Below are 13,012 nucleotides of genomic sequence, written 5' to 3'. Positions count from 1 at the left end.
CGGGCTGCTATTCAACCGGCACATACTCTCCACCCCGCCAGACGTACCACACCCAGCTTTGGTTCGTGAGGTCGCCCTTGTCGTCGAAATCGACCGGGCCGAGCACAGTGTCGAACTCCTGTCCGCGCAGTGTCGCGATGACCGCCGGCAGTTCGAGCGAGGCTGCCTTATCGACCGCTTGCGCCCAGAGTTGGACGGCAGCGTAGCTCAGCAGTGTGTAACCTGCAGGCTCGAAGTTTTCGGCACGGAACCGCTCCACCACCGGGGCAGCTTCGGGGTTTCGCCGCGGGTCCGCGGAGAACGTAAAGAGGGTCCCCTCGGCTCCCGGGCCGGCGATCAGCGCAAACTCTTCGGTAGCCAGGGCGTCGCCGGAGATGACCTGAAGCGCGTAGGCGCGGTCGCGTGCAGCGCGTACAATCAACGCAACCTCGGCATGATACCCGCCGACATACAAAACGGCGATACCAGCGGCCTGTAACGCAGCGATCTCCGCCGAATAGTCGTTCTTAGCAGGCGTGTATGCGTCGTAGACAGCTTCGGTTACGCCCCGCTTGTTCAACTGCTTTCTTGTCTCACCGGCGAGACCCATACCATAGGTCGTGCCGTCGTGAAGGATCGCGATTTTCTTTTCGCCCCATTCATCGGCCAGGTAGTTGCCGGCCACGATCCCCTGCTTATCGTCGCGACCTATGACTCGAAAAACGTTGTCACGGCCCTGTTCAGTCAACAGCGGATTGGTCGATCCTGGTGAAATCTGCAGAACCGCCGCCTCCTCATAGACCTTTGATGCCGGGATCGAGGCGCCGGAGCAGTAATGTCCGACGACGAACACCACTCCGTCAGCCACCAGTTTCTTGGCTGCCGCCACGGCCTGCTCGGGATCGCAGAAATCGTCGACGTTGATGACGCGCACCTGCTGGCCAAGGACGCCGCCCGCCGCATTGATGTCGGCTACGGCCATCTCTGCCCCACGCTGACCCTGCTCGCCGATCCACGCGAGCCGTCCGGTCATCGCGGCCGAAACCCCGATCACTACCTCCGCCTGCGCGGGGCAGATGTAGATAGCCGCAAGCGCGGCAACAGCTATGGTGACCACGCGGTGCATCACTGTACCCCTAACGTTAGCTTACGCTAATCAAGTCGATGCCGACAGTCCTTTGCGTAAGTGCGGATACCTCGGCCGGTTCCGCAACAGCCTTGCCTCGCGTCAGCGTCGTCGGGCCGCCCGCGCAGAATGCTTTCTTGGCTGAAACAGTCGCAGCACTGCATGCCGAGCTCGGCAAGGAAGGACTGGCATGGCCTCACCGGGTACTTCGACGCACCATCGCTTAAAAGTGCACTCAGATTGGCCGTGAGAGCCAGCAATCGCCCACGTCAGCGAAAGAGCAAAAAGGCCGTTACGGGTGATACTCTCGTCCTGTTGCTGGCGACCTGCGCCAGTAACCGCCTGATTGATCTGCGCGATCAGGCAGGTGGACGTAGACAATCGGAAATCGCCGGCCTGCGTGTGGAGGATTTGACCGACGAGGAGCCAGTTTTTGCCGATCGCAAAGGCAAAAATTCCCTTCCCCTGTCGTGTTTGACGATCCATCTTGGCCGCACGCTGAATTGAGCGAGACCCGCCCCAGGCGACCGTCCGCCGAAGAGAACGATTGGAGTGAGACAATGAACGGCACGATCACCGACAATGTCGCGGCATCACGCTTCGAGCTTGCTGTCGGCGATGAGCTTGCCGTTGCCTATTACCGCAACGAAGACGGCCGGGTCGTTCTCACCCACACGGAGGTTCCACAGGCACTTTCCGGGCAAGGCATCGGCACACGGCTGGCGCGTGGGGTCTTCGAGACGCTCCGCCAAAGACAAGCTCGCATTATCGCCAAATGCCCGTTCATGGCCGCCTTCGCGGTAAAGCATCCGGAATATAGCGCGATGCTCGATGGATGAGTTCGGTGCGGCAAGTTGCCGACGGTCTCAGGCAAATGGTGTGATCCCCGCCTTCAGCCTCCGGCGTTCCGTGCTCAAGGGCGGCGGTATGTCAGACTTTGCCAATACGGCTTTCCCCCGAGGGAAAGCCGTATTGTTACGTGAAACTGCTTCCGTCAGAGGCTTGCGCCGACTTCCCGAAGCTCCTTCAGAACCGGCGCCTTCGGCAGCCAGATCTCGTCATAGGCGGCGATGATCTCGGCGGTGTTCTGCAGGTCTATATCGACGATCTTGATACCGGTATTCTTGAAGTTCTGCAGGAGGGTGGCTTCCTTTGCGACGGTTGCGTCGATCTGTTTGTCGAGCTCCTCGCGGGTCAGGCGGGCGATAAGTTCGCGATCCGCTTCGGGAACGCCCTTCCATATGCGGCCGGAAGCCAGCGCGACACAGGGCATGAAGATGGCGTTCATGCGCAGCATGGTCTTGGCGACCTTGTCATATCGCTGGTTCCAGGAGAGATCCAGATCGGCTTCAAGTCCGTCCACCTGCCCGTTGGACATAGCGTCAAACACCTGCGGCGTCGGGATTGGCGTCGGCGCTGCGCCGAGCAGTTGATAGAAGTCACGGTAGGCCGGCGTCGTGTTGATACGCAGCTTCATACCCTTGATATCTTCAATGCCGCCGGTTTCCTGACCCGTGAAGACGACGCGCAGGGTGGTGATGCCGTAACCAAGTCCAATCGTGCCGGTTTGGGCAGGCAGTACGTCCAGCAGCTTGATTGCGGCCGGGTGACGAACGAGTGCAGCGACCTTCTCCGTGCTCTTGACGAGCCACGGCGCATTGATGGCCGCGATCTGGGGAATGCGCGAGCCGAGTTCCGCGGTCATGATCCAGCCGAGATCCAACGCACCGGACTGCATCTGCTGCAGCATGGCGCCTTCGTTGCCGAGCTGGTTCGACGGGAAGACCTGGATCGCGAGGCGCCCGTTTGTTTCTTCGGAAAGACGCTTGCCGACGGCTTCAGCCGCAAGGTTCCAGGGGTGGCCCGGTGGCGTGGTGATGCCGAGACGATAGATCTTTGCAGTCTGTGCACGCAGGATCGACGGTGCGGAGACAGCCGCCGCGGCTCCCAGCGAGACGCTCTTCATCAAAGTTCGACGCGTAATGTTCATGGCAGGTTCCCTCTGTTGTGAGTTTATCGGTTAGGAGAAGTAGGTCGACAGTGCCGGGAAGATCGAAAGCAGCACGAGGATGACGCAGCAGATCAGGAAAAACGGCAGCGTTACGATGAACATCTTGCCGGGCTTCGCCCCCGTTACTGCGGCGGCAATGAAGAAATTCAAGCCGACCGGCGGGGACAGAAAGCCGAGGACCAGGTTGATCACGGCGACGACGCCGAAATGCACCGGATCGATGCCGTAGACTTCCGTCGCGATCGGCAGCAGGATCGGAACGGTCATGATTAGCCCCGGCGCGCCATCGATGACCGTGCCGATGACGAGCAGGATCACATTGACCAGCAGCATAAACGTCACCGGGTCTTTCGCGATCGTCTGGATCCATTCCGCCACGTGCTGGGGAACCATTCCGTAGACGAGAACCCAGGAAAAGACGGCAGCCGCAGCGATCAGGAACAGAATGCCGGCCGACAGGACCCCTGCCTTGACGAACATCTCGGGAAGCTGCTTCAGGCGGAGATCGCCGGTCACGAAACGCCCGACGAGGATTGCGGCAACCACGCCCATGGCCGCGGCTTCGGTCGGATTAGCAAGCCCGGTCACGATCGATCCCACGATGATCAGCGGGATGATCAGTGTCGGCGCGGCCTTCAGCGTGATGGTCACACGCTCGCTCATCGGCAGGCTGGTGCCGCGCGGGTAGTTGTAGACGTATCCCATAAGCGCGATCACCACACAAAAGGCGATGGTAAGAATGACGCCGGGAATGATACCGGCGGCCAGCATGGTTCCGACGGGAACCTGCGCGATGACGCTGTAGACGACGAACATGATGGAAGGGGGAATGATCGGCCCCAGCATGCCGGCATAGGCGGTCAGACCGGCAGCGAAGGTCTTGTCATAGCCCTTCTTCTCCATTTCCGGGACGATCATCTGCGACATCAGCGCAACCTGGGCCGCGGCCGAGCCGAGAATGGACGCCACGAACATGTTGGCGAGCAGGTTCACATAGGCAAGGCCGCCCTTGAGCGCGCCGACGAATGCCATTGCCATGTCGATGATACGGCGCGTGATGCCGCCGCCGTTCATGATCTCGCCGATGAGAATGAACAGCGGAATGGCGATCAAGCCGTAGCTGTCAAGACCCATGAACATTTGGGTGGGAAAGGAGACGAATAGGACCGTATTGTCGCTTTGCCAGATATACGCGGCGGCCGTGAGGCAAAGCACAATGGAGATCGGCAGGCCGACTAGCATAAGGGCGACGAATGCGCCGAAGGTAAACATCAGGCGGCTCCTTCTGCAGTCGTCAGCGAGACCTGTACGCGCTTGCGCGCGATGCCGAGGTCTTCAAGCAGGTTTGCAGCATTGTGGACGATGAGCGTGAGAGCGAAGATCGGCAGAATCAGGTAGACGATCCAGGTCGGCCATTCCAGCGTCTGGGTTCGCTCGGTGTAGAGGAAGTTGAACGTTTCGGCGGCAAAAGCCTGAGCGTCGAAACCGTGGGAAACGATGCCCAGCGGATCCAGCCAGATCCAGCACACCACCGCGAAGCCGGTCGCAAAAGTCAGCGATATTGCGGTGGAAAAGGCGCGCAGCCGCGCGACCCATTTGGGTGACAGTTGATCCGACAGAAGCGTGACGGCGAAATCGATCCGCAGCCGCGTCATGACCGAAGCCCCGATAAAGCCAAGCCAGATCATGGAGAAGATCGAGGCCTCGTCGATCCAGTAGATTGGCACCTTGGCGAATCGGGTGACGACATTCACCAAAATCAGCGCCAGCAGCACCGTTATGAAAATCCCGGCCAGGAACTTCTCACCGCGCAGGAGCGCCTGGGACAATCCTGTTATTTTCTCCGCCCAGAGCGGGTGGTTTCGTGGCTCCCCGGTCGATGACATGGCACGCGCCTCCTCTTGCTGCATACTTCTTGTATTTATAAAGTATACATAGTTGCGCTTTGTCAACCGCTTTTCAAGCCGGCTAAGAGTCGGCACGACCCATGCCCATTTCGTGGAAAAGCGCGCCTCGTCCGCGGTCCTGAAAACCTACGACACGCTCGACCAGATGCAGGTCGATCTCGCCAGCGACCGCGTTGAGGCCGCCTAAGCCGATGCCTCCGCCCTTCAGGATTTCCTGGCGCGCCCTGCGCGGGTTCGATGGAACGTGGATTATGGCAGAGCGAACGCTTCGGTATGACCCCACTTCGTCAACCCCAAGCAGGTTGGCAACGACATCGTGCGTTACCTCGTCAACATGACGAAGCGCGGGGCCGACCAGATCGGCGACGCCAACTATACGTTCGATTGCACCGGCAATGCATTCCGGCGAAAGCACCCGCAGCGTCGTGGTATACTGAGCGTGGGTTCAAGACCGCATCACGAATGCAATCCGTTCATCACATCGCCAAGCGTCCGCCGGCGATGCCAGTGATCTGCCGGGCATACCGCGCCGGCCATGAAGGAGAAGAAGCCCATGCCAAGCGTTGCAATACATCCATCCCTCGATTCCGGTTTCAAGGCGACCGACGCGGCCTTCTCGGGCGGCACACTTGTGTGCAACTGCGCGAACAACCCTGTAAAGATTCGAATCAGGGGCGACATTGCCCATAACCATGCCTGCGGCTGCACCAAGTGCTGGAAGCCCGATGGTGCTGTCTTCTCGGTCGTCGCCGTCGCGCCGACGGACAATGTCGAGATACTCGAAAACGGCGACAAGCTTGCTGTCGTGGACCCGGCCGCTCTTATTCTGCGCCACGCCTGCAAGGACTGCGGCGTGCACATGTACGGCCCGGTCGAACGCGACCATCCGTTCAAGGGGCTTTCCTTTTTGCATCCTGAGCGGTTCCAGGAAACGGGCTGGGCGAAGCCGGGGTTTGCGGCCTTCGTGTCTTCGATCATCGAAAGCGGATACGATCCGGCAAAGATGGATGGCGTGCGTGCCCGCCTGCGAGACCTTGGTATCGAGCCCTATGACTGCCTCAACCCTGGCCTGATGGACTTCATCGCCACCTGGACGGCAAAGAAGAGTGGCGCGTTTAAAGCGGACACGGCCTGAACGACTTTGCCGAAAGTACATTATCGTTCTCGATATCCACCCGAATGCCTAGCCTGCATCCCGAATTCAAAGGCGAAGTCCGTAAAACTGTCGGTGAAGGAAACCTCAAGGACGGAGAGGCCGTTTCCACGATCGACCACGGAGTCGCACCTAAAGATCTCGGAGCAGGCGCCGCCGTCCTCCCGAGATCCACCGAGGAGGTTGCCGCCGTCGTCAAATGTTGCCTCGCCAACGGGGTTGCGCTCGTCACCTATGGGGGACGAACCGGCCTCGTAGGCGGCGCGATGTCCTAATCGCTGCCTTGCAGATCTCAAGGGACTGGATGCCACGTTCGATCCCTACGTGTTCGGACATCTTGCTGACGGAAATCTCCATATCGTGCTCAACGCCGCCAGCCGTGACATTCCGTGCGAAAAGGCGAAAGCCATTGAGGAGGTGCTGTACAGGGACATAGTCACGATCGGCAGGTCGTTCTCTCCCGAGCATGGGATCGGCACCAAGAGAGTGGGGTCACTGTCGGCCACATACGTCGCCCTTAGCTTATTGCCGGCAACCGGACCTTCGGCGACCGGTTCACGCCGCCCGATAGATCTGCGCCACCGTCCCCCTGGAAGGGCCTTGGAGCTCATCAGCATGAAAGGCGTCGGCGCGGCGATTTCGGAGAACAGCGGCAGGCCCTTGCTCAGCGCCGCGATGGGCTCACGCGCGGAATTCACGATCGAGCGGCCTTCGTGATCCCGCGTTTTGCTTCCCTTGCCTGCGGCGAACTTTCCGCGGCACCCAATTGCTGCAACCTCCAACTTCACCTACATTGACCAAGTGGTAAAAAAGACGCGTTCCAAAACGCGCAATCAACCAGAGGGGAATTTAATGCATAGCAATTCCTTCAATTCCGCCATTTCCAGAAGAACCCTGATGAAAGTTGCTGGCGCATCCGCCGTGGTGGCCGCGGCGGGTCTGCCGAGCCGTCCGTTCGCTGCGGACCCGATAAAAGTGGCGGCCATCTATACCGTCCCGGTCGAGCAGCAATGGGTCAGCCGTATCCACAAGGCAGCGAATGCCGCCAAGGAGCGCGGCGACATCGAATATGTCTATTCTGAAAACACCGCGAACAACGATTACGAGCGCGTCATGCGCGAATATTGCGAGGCCGGCCACAAGCTGATCCTGGGCGAGGTCTTCGGCGTCGAGGATGCCGCCCGCGCCGTCGCCAAAGACTATCCTGACGTCGCCTTCCTGATGGGCTCGAGCTTCAAGCCCGATGCCGCCGTGCCGAACTTTTCGGTTTTCGACAACTATATCCAGGACGCATCCTATCTGTCCGGCCTGGTCGCCGGCGCAATGACCAAGTCCAAGAACATCGGCATGGTGGGAGGCTATCCGATCCCGGAGGTCAACCGGCTGATGAACGCGTTCATGGCTGGCGTGAATGAAGTGGCCCCGGACACCAAGTTCCAGGTCGCCTTCATCGGCTCGTGGTTCGATCCGCCCAAGGCCAAGGAGACCGCATTCGCCCAGATCGATGGCGGTGCGGACCTTCTATATGCCGAGCGTTTCGGCGTGTCCGACGCCGCCAAGGAGAAGAAAGTCCTGGCCATTGGCAATGTCATCGATACCCAGGCGGACTATCCGGACACCGTTGTCGCCTCCGCGCTGTGGCATTTCGAACCGACACTCGACAAGGCTATCGCCGAAGTGAAGGCCGGCACTTTCAAGGCCGACGACTACGGCGTCTATTCCTTCATGAAGAATGGCGGCTGTTCGCTCGCGCCTCTCGGCACCTTCGACAGCAAGGTTCCGGACGACATCAAGGCCAAGGTCGCGGAGAAGGAAAAGATGATCAAGGATGGCTCGTTCGCCGTCGAGATCAACGACGCCGAGCCAAAATCGAGCTAGCCCTCTTCTCCTTCCGTTCATGGGAGAGGTGGTTGGCAATGCCGGACGAGGGATTACCCTTCGCCGGCAGCGACCATTCCCTCCCTGGACGGGAAAGGAAGCCTCCCCCGCAACGCCACTTCCGGTCACCGATGTGTCAAGCAATCCCGCCCTTCGTCTTTCACGCATCAGCAAGCGTTTCGGCCCGCTCCGAGCCAACGAGGCCATTTCCTTCGACCTGAAGCGGGGCGAAGTCATCGCGCTTCTCGGGGAGAACGGCGCCGGCAAGACGACGCTGATGAACATTCTCTTCGGCCACTACATCGCAGACGAAGGAACCGTAGAGGCCTTTGGCAAGCCGCTTCCGCCGGGAGATCCGCGCGCAGCCCTCGATGCCGGCATCGGCATGGTCCACCAGCACTTCACTCTCGCCGACAACATGACGGTGCAGGAAAACATCGCGCTTGGCACGCAAGGCCTCTGGCGCATGCGGCTCGACCGGGCCGCAGCGCGGCGGCGCATCGCGCAACTGTCTACCGATTTCGGCCTCGCCGTCGATCCCGCGGCCACCGTCTCCACCCTTTCGGTCGGCGAACGCCAGCGCGTCGAGATCCTGAAGGCCCTTTATCGCGAAGCCCGCATTCTCATCCTGGACGAGCCGACGGCTGTTCTGACCCCCGCCGAGACCGACGCATTGTTCCGAACGCTGAAACTGCTCGTCGCCAAGGGCCTGTCGATCATCTTCATCTCCCACAAGTTGCACGAAGTGATGGCTGTCAGCGATCGTGTACTGGTTCTGCGCTCCGGCCAGCTCGTCGGCGAGCGCGAGACAGGCTCGACCGATCGCAAAGAACTGGCCTCCCTCATGGTTGGCCAGGAGGTCAAGCCGGCGGAGGTCAGCCCGGTGAAACTGGGCGCACCGCTGCTGGCGCTCGAGGGCGTCTCAACAGCGCCGTATAACGGAGCCGGCCTCGATAAGGTGTCGCTCACGCTGACAGCTGGTGAAATCACCGGCCTTGCCGGCGTTGCCGGCAATGGTCAGGCTGTCCTTGCCGGCCTCATCGCCGGCATCCGGCGTCCAACCGGCGGCAGCATTTCCATCGCCGGGCAGGAAGTCGCTGACTGGTCGCCGCGCGCTGCGCTCGCCCATGGCGTGGCCCGCATTCCGGAAGACCGCCACGCTATCGGCAGCATCGGCGACATGAGTGTGGCGGAGAACGTCATCGCCGAACGCTACCGGAGCCCGCGGTTCAACCGCATGGGCTTCCTGAACTGGAAAGCCGCCGGCCGCTTCGCCGAGAAACTCATTGCCGACTACGACGTCAAATGCCCCTCGCCCGAGGCCCGCATACGCCTGCTCTCGGGCGGCAATATGCAGAAGCTCATCCTCGGCCGGGCCCTTGATCCCGACCCGGCGGTCATCCTTGCAAGCCAGCCGACCCGCGGCCTCGATGTCGGCGCCGTCGCCTATGTTCACCGCATGTTGCTTGAAGCGCGGGAAAGGGGCGCGGCGATATTGCTGATTTCGGAGGACCTTGAGGAAATCCTGGCATTGTCCGACCGCATCATCGTCATGTCCAAGGGGCGCTTATCGACGCCGTCTTCGCGCGGTGAACGCAGCATTCGGGAACTGGGGGAGCTGATGGCAGGCCACAGCGGGGAGCCCAGCGATCATGCGGCTTGAGCCGAAGCCCGCACCGTCATTGACGGTCACCTTGCTGTTTCCGCTGGCAGCCATCGCCACCACGCTGCTGCTGACGTCGATGCTGGTTCTTGCCGCTGGCGCTTCGCCACTGTCCGTCTTCTATCTTGTGGCCAAGGGTGCGGCCGGCTCGCAGTTCGCGCTCATGGAAACCTTGACCCGCGCGACGCCGCTGATCTTCACGGGCTTGGCGATCGCCGTCGCCTTCCGGGCCAAGCTCTGGAACATCGGCGCAGAAGCGCAACTCTACATCGGGGGCGTCGTCACCGTGGTGCTGGGAACCGGCGCGCTGCCGCTACCTTCGGTCATTCTGATCCCGGTGATCATGGCCGCCGTCATGGCCGCAGGCGCAATGCTTCTGCTTGGCCCGGCCGTGCTGAAGACCCGCTTCGGCGTCGATGAGGTGGTCACCACGCTGCTGCTCAACTTCATCGTCCTGTTGTTCGTGTCGATGCTGCTTGAAGGTGTGCTCAAGGATCCGATGGGGCTCGGCTGGCCGCAATCGCAGAAGGTGATCGCCGAAGCGCAATTGCCACGCCTCATCCAGGGCAAGCGCCTGCACTATGGTTTCGTCATTGCCCTTGCTTCGGCCGTTCTCGTCTGGGTCGTCATGAAAAAGACGGTTCTCGGCTACGAAATGCGCGCCGTCGGCCTCAATGCCGAGGGCGCACGCTTTGTCGGCATTCTGGTCAACCGCACGCTCATGAAGACGGCGCTGCTTTCGGGCGGGTTGGCCGCACTTGCCGGCTTTTCAGAAGTCTCGGGGCTCAAGGGCAACCTGACGCTCGACCTGTCGCCGGGCTACGGCTACTCCGGCATCGTCGTCGCGATGCTGGCCATGCTCAACCCGCTCGGCGTCATCGCATCGGCCATCTTCGTCGCCGGCATTTTCGTCGGCGCCGATGCCATGAGCCGTGCGGCCAAAGTGCCGAGTTACATAGCCGACGTCATGGTCGCCACCTCGCTGCTGACGATGGTTGTCGCGATCCTTCTGACGCGATTCCGGATAAGGTGGAGGTGACATGGACGCGATTGAGATCCTCTTCACCGCCTCCTTCTGGGTCGCCGCCATCCGCATAGCATCGCCGCTGATCTTCGCAACCATGGGCGAGTTGATCTGCGAGCGCGCGGGCGTCCTCAACCTCGGGATCGAGGGGATCATGACGGCAGGCGCCTTCGCCGGCTGGTTCACCGTCTATTCTGGCGGCGATCTTTGGGCCGGCGTGCTGGTCGCTGCCCTGGTCGGTGCCATGTTCGGCTTGCTGCACGCCACGCTCACGGTACCGCTCGGCCTGTCGCAACACGTCGTCGGCATCGGCGTTACGCTGCTTGCTACAAGCCTTACCTATTTCACCTATCGTCTTGCGCTGCCCGAGGTGACGTCGCCGCCCAAGATCGAGCCGTTCCAGCCCTTGCCGATCCCGGGCCTGTCCGGCATTCCTGTCGTTGGTGAGGCGCTGTTTACCCAGACGCCGCTGACCTATCTCGCATTCGTGTCGGTCGCAGCCGTCGCCTGGATCCTCTATCGCACCCCCATTGGCCTTGCCGTTCGCGCTGCGGGTGAAAACCCGTCGGCGGTCGAGGCGCAAGGCATTTCGGTCACTGGCATACGCATGGGCGCCGTCGCCGTCGGTAGCGCGCTGATGGCGGTCGGCGGCGCCTTTCTCACCATCTCGGCCTTCAATTCCTTCTTCTTCCAGATGATCAATGGGCGCGGCTGGATTTGCATCGCGCTGGTCGTCTTCGGTTCCTGGCGGCCAGGAAAGGCGCTGATCGGCGCCATCCTGTTTGCCGCATTCGATGCCTATCAGGTTCGCCTGCAGCAGATATCGGGCGGTATCGTGCCCTATCAGGTTTTCCTGATGATGCCCTATGCGCTGTCGATCCTGGCGCTGATCCTGGTCGCACGCCGCGCCACCTATCCCAAAGCTTTGATGATCCCGTACCAGAAAGGCGAAAGATGAGTTTCGACCTGATCGTAAAGGGCGGCACGCTGCCCGATGGAACCGTCGCCGATATCGGCATCAAGGGCGACAGGATCGCCGCGATCGAGCCCCGTATCGATGCCGGGGCCGGTCGTGTCGTCGATGCCTCGGGCAACCTCGTCAGCCAGCCCTTTGTGGATCCGCATTTCCATATGGACGCAACGCTGTCCTACGGCCTGCCGCGTATCAATGCCTCAGGCACGCTGCTCGAAGGCATCGCGCTGTGGGGCGAACTCAAGCCGCTCCTGACCCACGAGGCCGTCAAGGAACGCGCGCTGGCCTATTGCGACTGGGCGGTCTCGATGGGCCTCCTCGCCATCCGCACCCATGTCGATACCTGCGACGACCGCCTTCTTGCGGTCGAAGCGCTGCTCGAGGTCAAGAAGGAGATCGCGCCCTATATCGATCTCCAGCTCGTCGCCTTCCCGCAGGACGGGCTCTACCGCTTGGCGAATGCGCGCGAGAACACCATCCGCGCCCTCGACATGGGCGTCGATATCGTCGGCGGCATCCCGCATTTCGAGCGGACCATGTCCGACGGCACGCGTTCCGTTACCGAACTTTGCGAGATCGCGGCCGAGCGCGGCCTGATGGTCGACCTGCATTGCGACGAGACCGACGATCCTCTGTCGCGCCATATCGAGCAGCTTGCCTATGAGACCCAGAGGCTCGGCCTGCAAGGCCGGGTGGCCGGCTCGCACCTTACCTCGATGCATTCGATGGACAACTACTACGTCTCGAAACTGCTGCCGCTGATTGCGGAAGCCGGGGTCTCGGCGATCCCCAATCCACTCATCAACATCATGCTGCAGGGACGGCACGACACCTATCCCAAGCGGCGTGGCCTGACGCGAGTGCCCGAAATGCTGAAGGCCGGCATCCGCACCGGCTGGGGTCAGGATTGCGTGCTCGATCCCTGGTACTCCCTCGGCACAGCCGACATGCTCGATGTCGCCTTCATGGGATTGCACGTCGCCCAGATGTCCTCGCCCGCGGACATGCGCACCTGTTTCGACATGGTCACCAAGGTCAATGCCGAGATCATGGGACTCGATCATCTCGGTCTAGCCGTCGGCAAATCGGCAAGCCTCGTTGTGCTCGACGCGGGTAACCCCATCGAGGCGGTGCGCCTGCGCGCCGAGCGGCTCTGTGTCGTGGCGAAGGGCAAGGTCGTGGCTGAACGCGAGAAGCGCGATACGGCGCTGTCCATCAAGGGCCGTCCGCCGACCATCAACCGCCGCCACATCGTGCCACCGCAGCCACGCTGAACGGACTGGACGAGAACAGAACGG

Annotated in this window: 13 protein-coding genes and 3 pseudogenes; 12 read left to right on the top strand and 4 right to left on the bottom strand. The window is 61.3% G+C overall.

Going from position 1 to position 13,012, the window contains the following annotated elements:
* Nucleotides 1-7 precede the first annotated feature (7 nt).
* Complete coding sequence (locus C6558_RS15180) at nucleotides 8-1,105, bottom strand: branched-chain amino acid ABC transporter substrate-binding protein (protein ID WP_025429159.1); 1,098 nt, start codon at nucleotides 1,103-1,105, stop codon at nucleotides 8-10.
* 123 nt (nucleotides 1,106-1,228) lie between these two features.
* On the opposite strand from C6558_RS15180, the pseudogene C6558_RS15175 reads away from it, so the two are divergent.
* Nucleotides 1,229-1,603: pseudogene (locus C6558_RS15175) on the top strand (integrase); the annotation flags it as partial.
* A 62-nt stretch (nucleotides 1,604-1,665) separates the two neighbouring features.
* On the top strand, nucleotides 1,666-1,944 hold the full coding sequence (locus C6558_RS15170) for a GNAT family N-acetyltransferase (RefSeq protein WP_057204785.1): 279 nt from the start codon (nucleotides 1,666-1,668) through the stop codon (nucleotides 1,942-1,944).
* Nucleotides 1,945-2,099: 155 nt separating this feature from the next.
* Here C6558_RS15170 and C6558_RS15165 read toward each other — a convergent pair whose 3' ends face one another.
* Genes C6558_RS15165 through C6558_RS15155 form a run of 3 tightly spaced genes read right to left on the bottom strand, consistent with a single transcriptional unit; the run spans nucleotide 2,100 to nucleotide 5,002 of the window.
* Nucleotides 2,100-3,095, bottom strand: coding sequence for a TRAP transporter substrate-binding protein (locus C6558_RS15165; protein WP_057220361.1), 996 nt, complete (start codon nucleotides 3,093-3,095; stop codon nucleotides 2,100-2,102).
* A 30-nt stretch (nucleotides 3,096-3,125) separates the two neighbouring features.
* Nucleotides 3,126-4,388 carry a TRAP transporter large permease gene (locus C6558_RS15160; RefSeq protein WP_025429163.1) on the bottom strand — a complete coding sequence of 421 codons (1,263 nt, stop codon included), beginning with the start codon at nucleotides 4,386-4,388 and terminating at the stop codon, nucleotides 3,126-3,128.
* Nucleotides 4,388-5,002, bottom strand: a complete 615-nt coding sequence (locus tag C6558_RS15155) for a TRAP transporter small permease (RefSeq protein ID WP_107027496.1) — start codon at nucleotides 5,000-5,002, stop codon at nucleotides 4,388-4,390. Before C6558_RS15155 ends, C6558_RS15160 begins: the two co-directional genes overlap by 1 nt.
* A 52-nt stretch (nucleotides 5,003-5,054) precedes the next feature.
* Here C6558_RS15155 and C6558_RS15150 point away from each other — a divergent pair, with 52 nt between their 5' ends.
* The 10 genes and pseudogenes from C6558_RS15150 (at nucleotide 5,055) to C6558_RS15100 (ending at nucleotide 12,988) form a co-directional block, all read left to right on the top strand.
* Nucleotides 5,055-5,210: a hypothetical protein gene (locus tag C6558_RS15150; protein ID WP_199197035.1), complete on the top strand. Its 156-nt coding sequence runs from the start codon at nucleotides 5,055-5,057 to the stop codon at nucleotides 5,208-5,210.
* Nucleotides 5,211-5,284: 74 nt separating this feature from the next.
* A pseudogene (locus C6558_RS15145) lies at nucleotides 5,285-5,420 on the top strand (S-(hydroxymethyl)glutathione dehydrogenase); the annotation flags it as partial.
* A 156-nt stretch (nucleotides 5,421-5,576) separates the two neighbouring features.
* The gene (gene gfa / locus C6558_RS15140; protein WP_025429166.1) at nucleotides 5,577-6,158 is read left to right on the top strand and encodes an S-(hydroxymethyl)glutathione synthase; all 582 of its coding nucleotides are present in this window, start codon (nucleotides 5,577-5,579) and stop codon (nucleotides 6,156-6,158) included.
* 44 nt (nucleotides 6,159-6,202) lie between these two features.
* On the top strand, nucleotides 6,203-6,451 hold the full coding sequence (locus C6558_RS15135; RefSeq protein ID WP_025429167.1) for an FAD-binding protein: 249 nt from the start codon (nucleotides 6,203-6,205) through the stop codon (nucleotides 6,449-6,451).
* 49 nt (nucleotides 6,452-6,500) lie between these two features.
* Nucleotides 6,501-6,653, top strand: a pseudogene (locus C6558_RS41410) (FAD-linked oxidase C-terminal domain-containing protein); the annotation flags it as partial.
* 375 nt (nucleotides 6,654-7,028) lie between these two features.
* Entirely contained in the window at nucleotides 7,029-8,054 is a 1,026-nt protein-coding gene (locus C6558_RS15120; RefSeq protein ID WP_107027495.1) for a BMP family protein, read from the top strand.
* Between the two features lie 133 nt (nucleotides 8,055-8,187).
* A complete protein-coding gene (locus C6558_RS15115) occupies nucleotides 8,188-9,717 on the top strand; it encodes an ABC transporter ATP-binding protein (RefSeq protein WP_025429170.1) in 1,530 nt (509 codons plus the stop codon).
* Nucleotides 9,707-10,756 carry an ABC transporter permease gene (locus tag C6558_RS15110; protein WP_025429171.1) on the top strand — a complete coding sequence of 350 codons (1,050 nt, stop codon included), beginning with the start codon at nucleotides 9,707-9,709 and terminating at the stop codon, nucleotides 10,754-10,756. Before C6558_RS15115 ends, C6558_RS15110 begins: the two co-directional genes overlap by 11 nt.
* Nucleotide 10,757: 1 nt before the next feature.
* Nucleotides 10,758-11,699: an ABC transporter permease gene (locus C6558_RS15105; RefSeq protein WP_107027494.1), complete on the top strand. Its 942-nt coding sequence runs from the start codon at nucleotides 10,758-10,760 to the stop codon at nucleotides 11,697-11,699.
* Nucleotides 11,696-12,988, top strand: a complete 1,293-nt coding sequence (locus tag C6558_RS15100) for an amidohydrolase family protein (protein WP_107027493.1) — start codon at nucleotides 11,696-11,698, stop codon at nucleotides 12,986-12,988. Before C6558_RS15105 ends, C6558_RS15100 begins: the two co-directional genes overlap by 4 nt.
* Nucleotides 12,989-13,012 lie beyond the last annotated feature (24 nt).

This window comes from Ensifer sp. NM-2 (genome assembly GCF_003024455.1).
GTDB lineage: Bacteria > Pseudomonadota > Alphaproteobacteria > Rhizobiales > Rhizobiaceae > Ensifer > Ensifer canadensis.
Note: the sequence above shows the minus strand (reverse complement) of the source record. Positions and strands in the feature narration are given on the sequence as shown.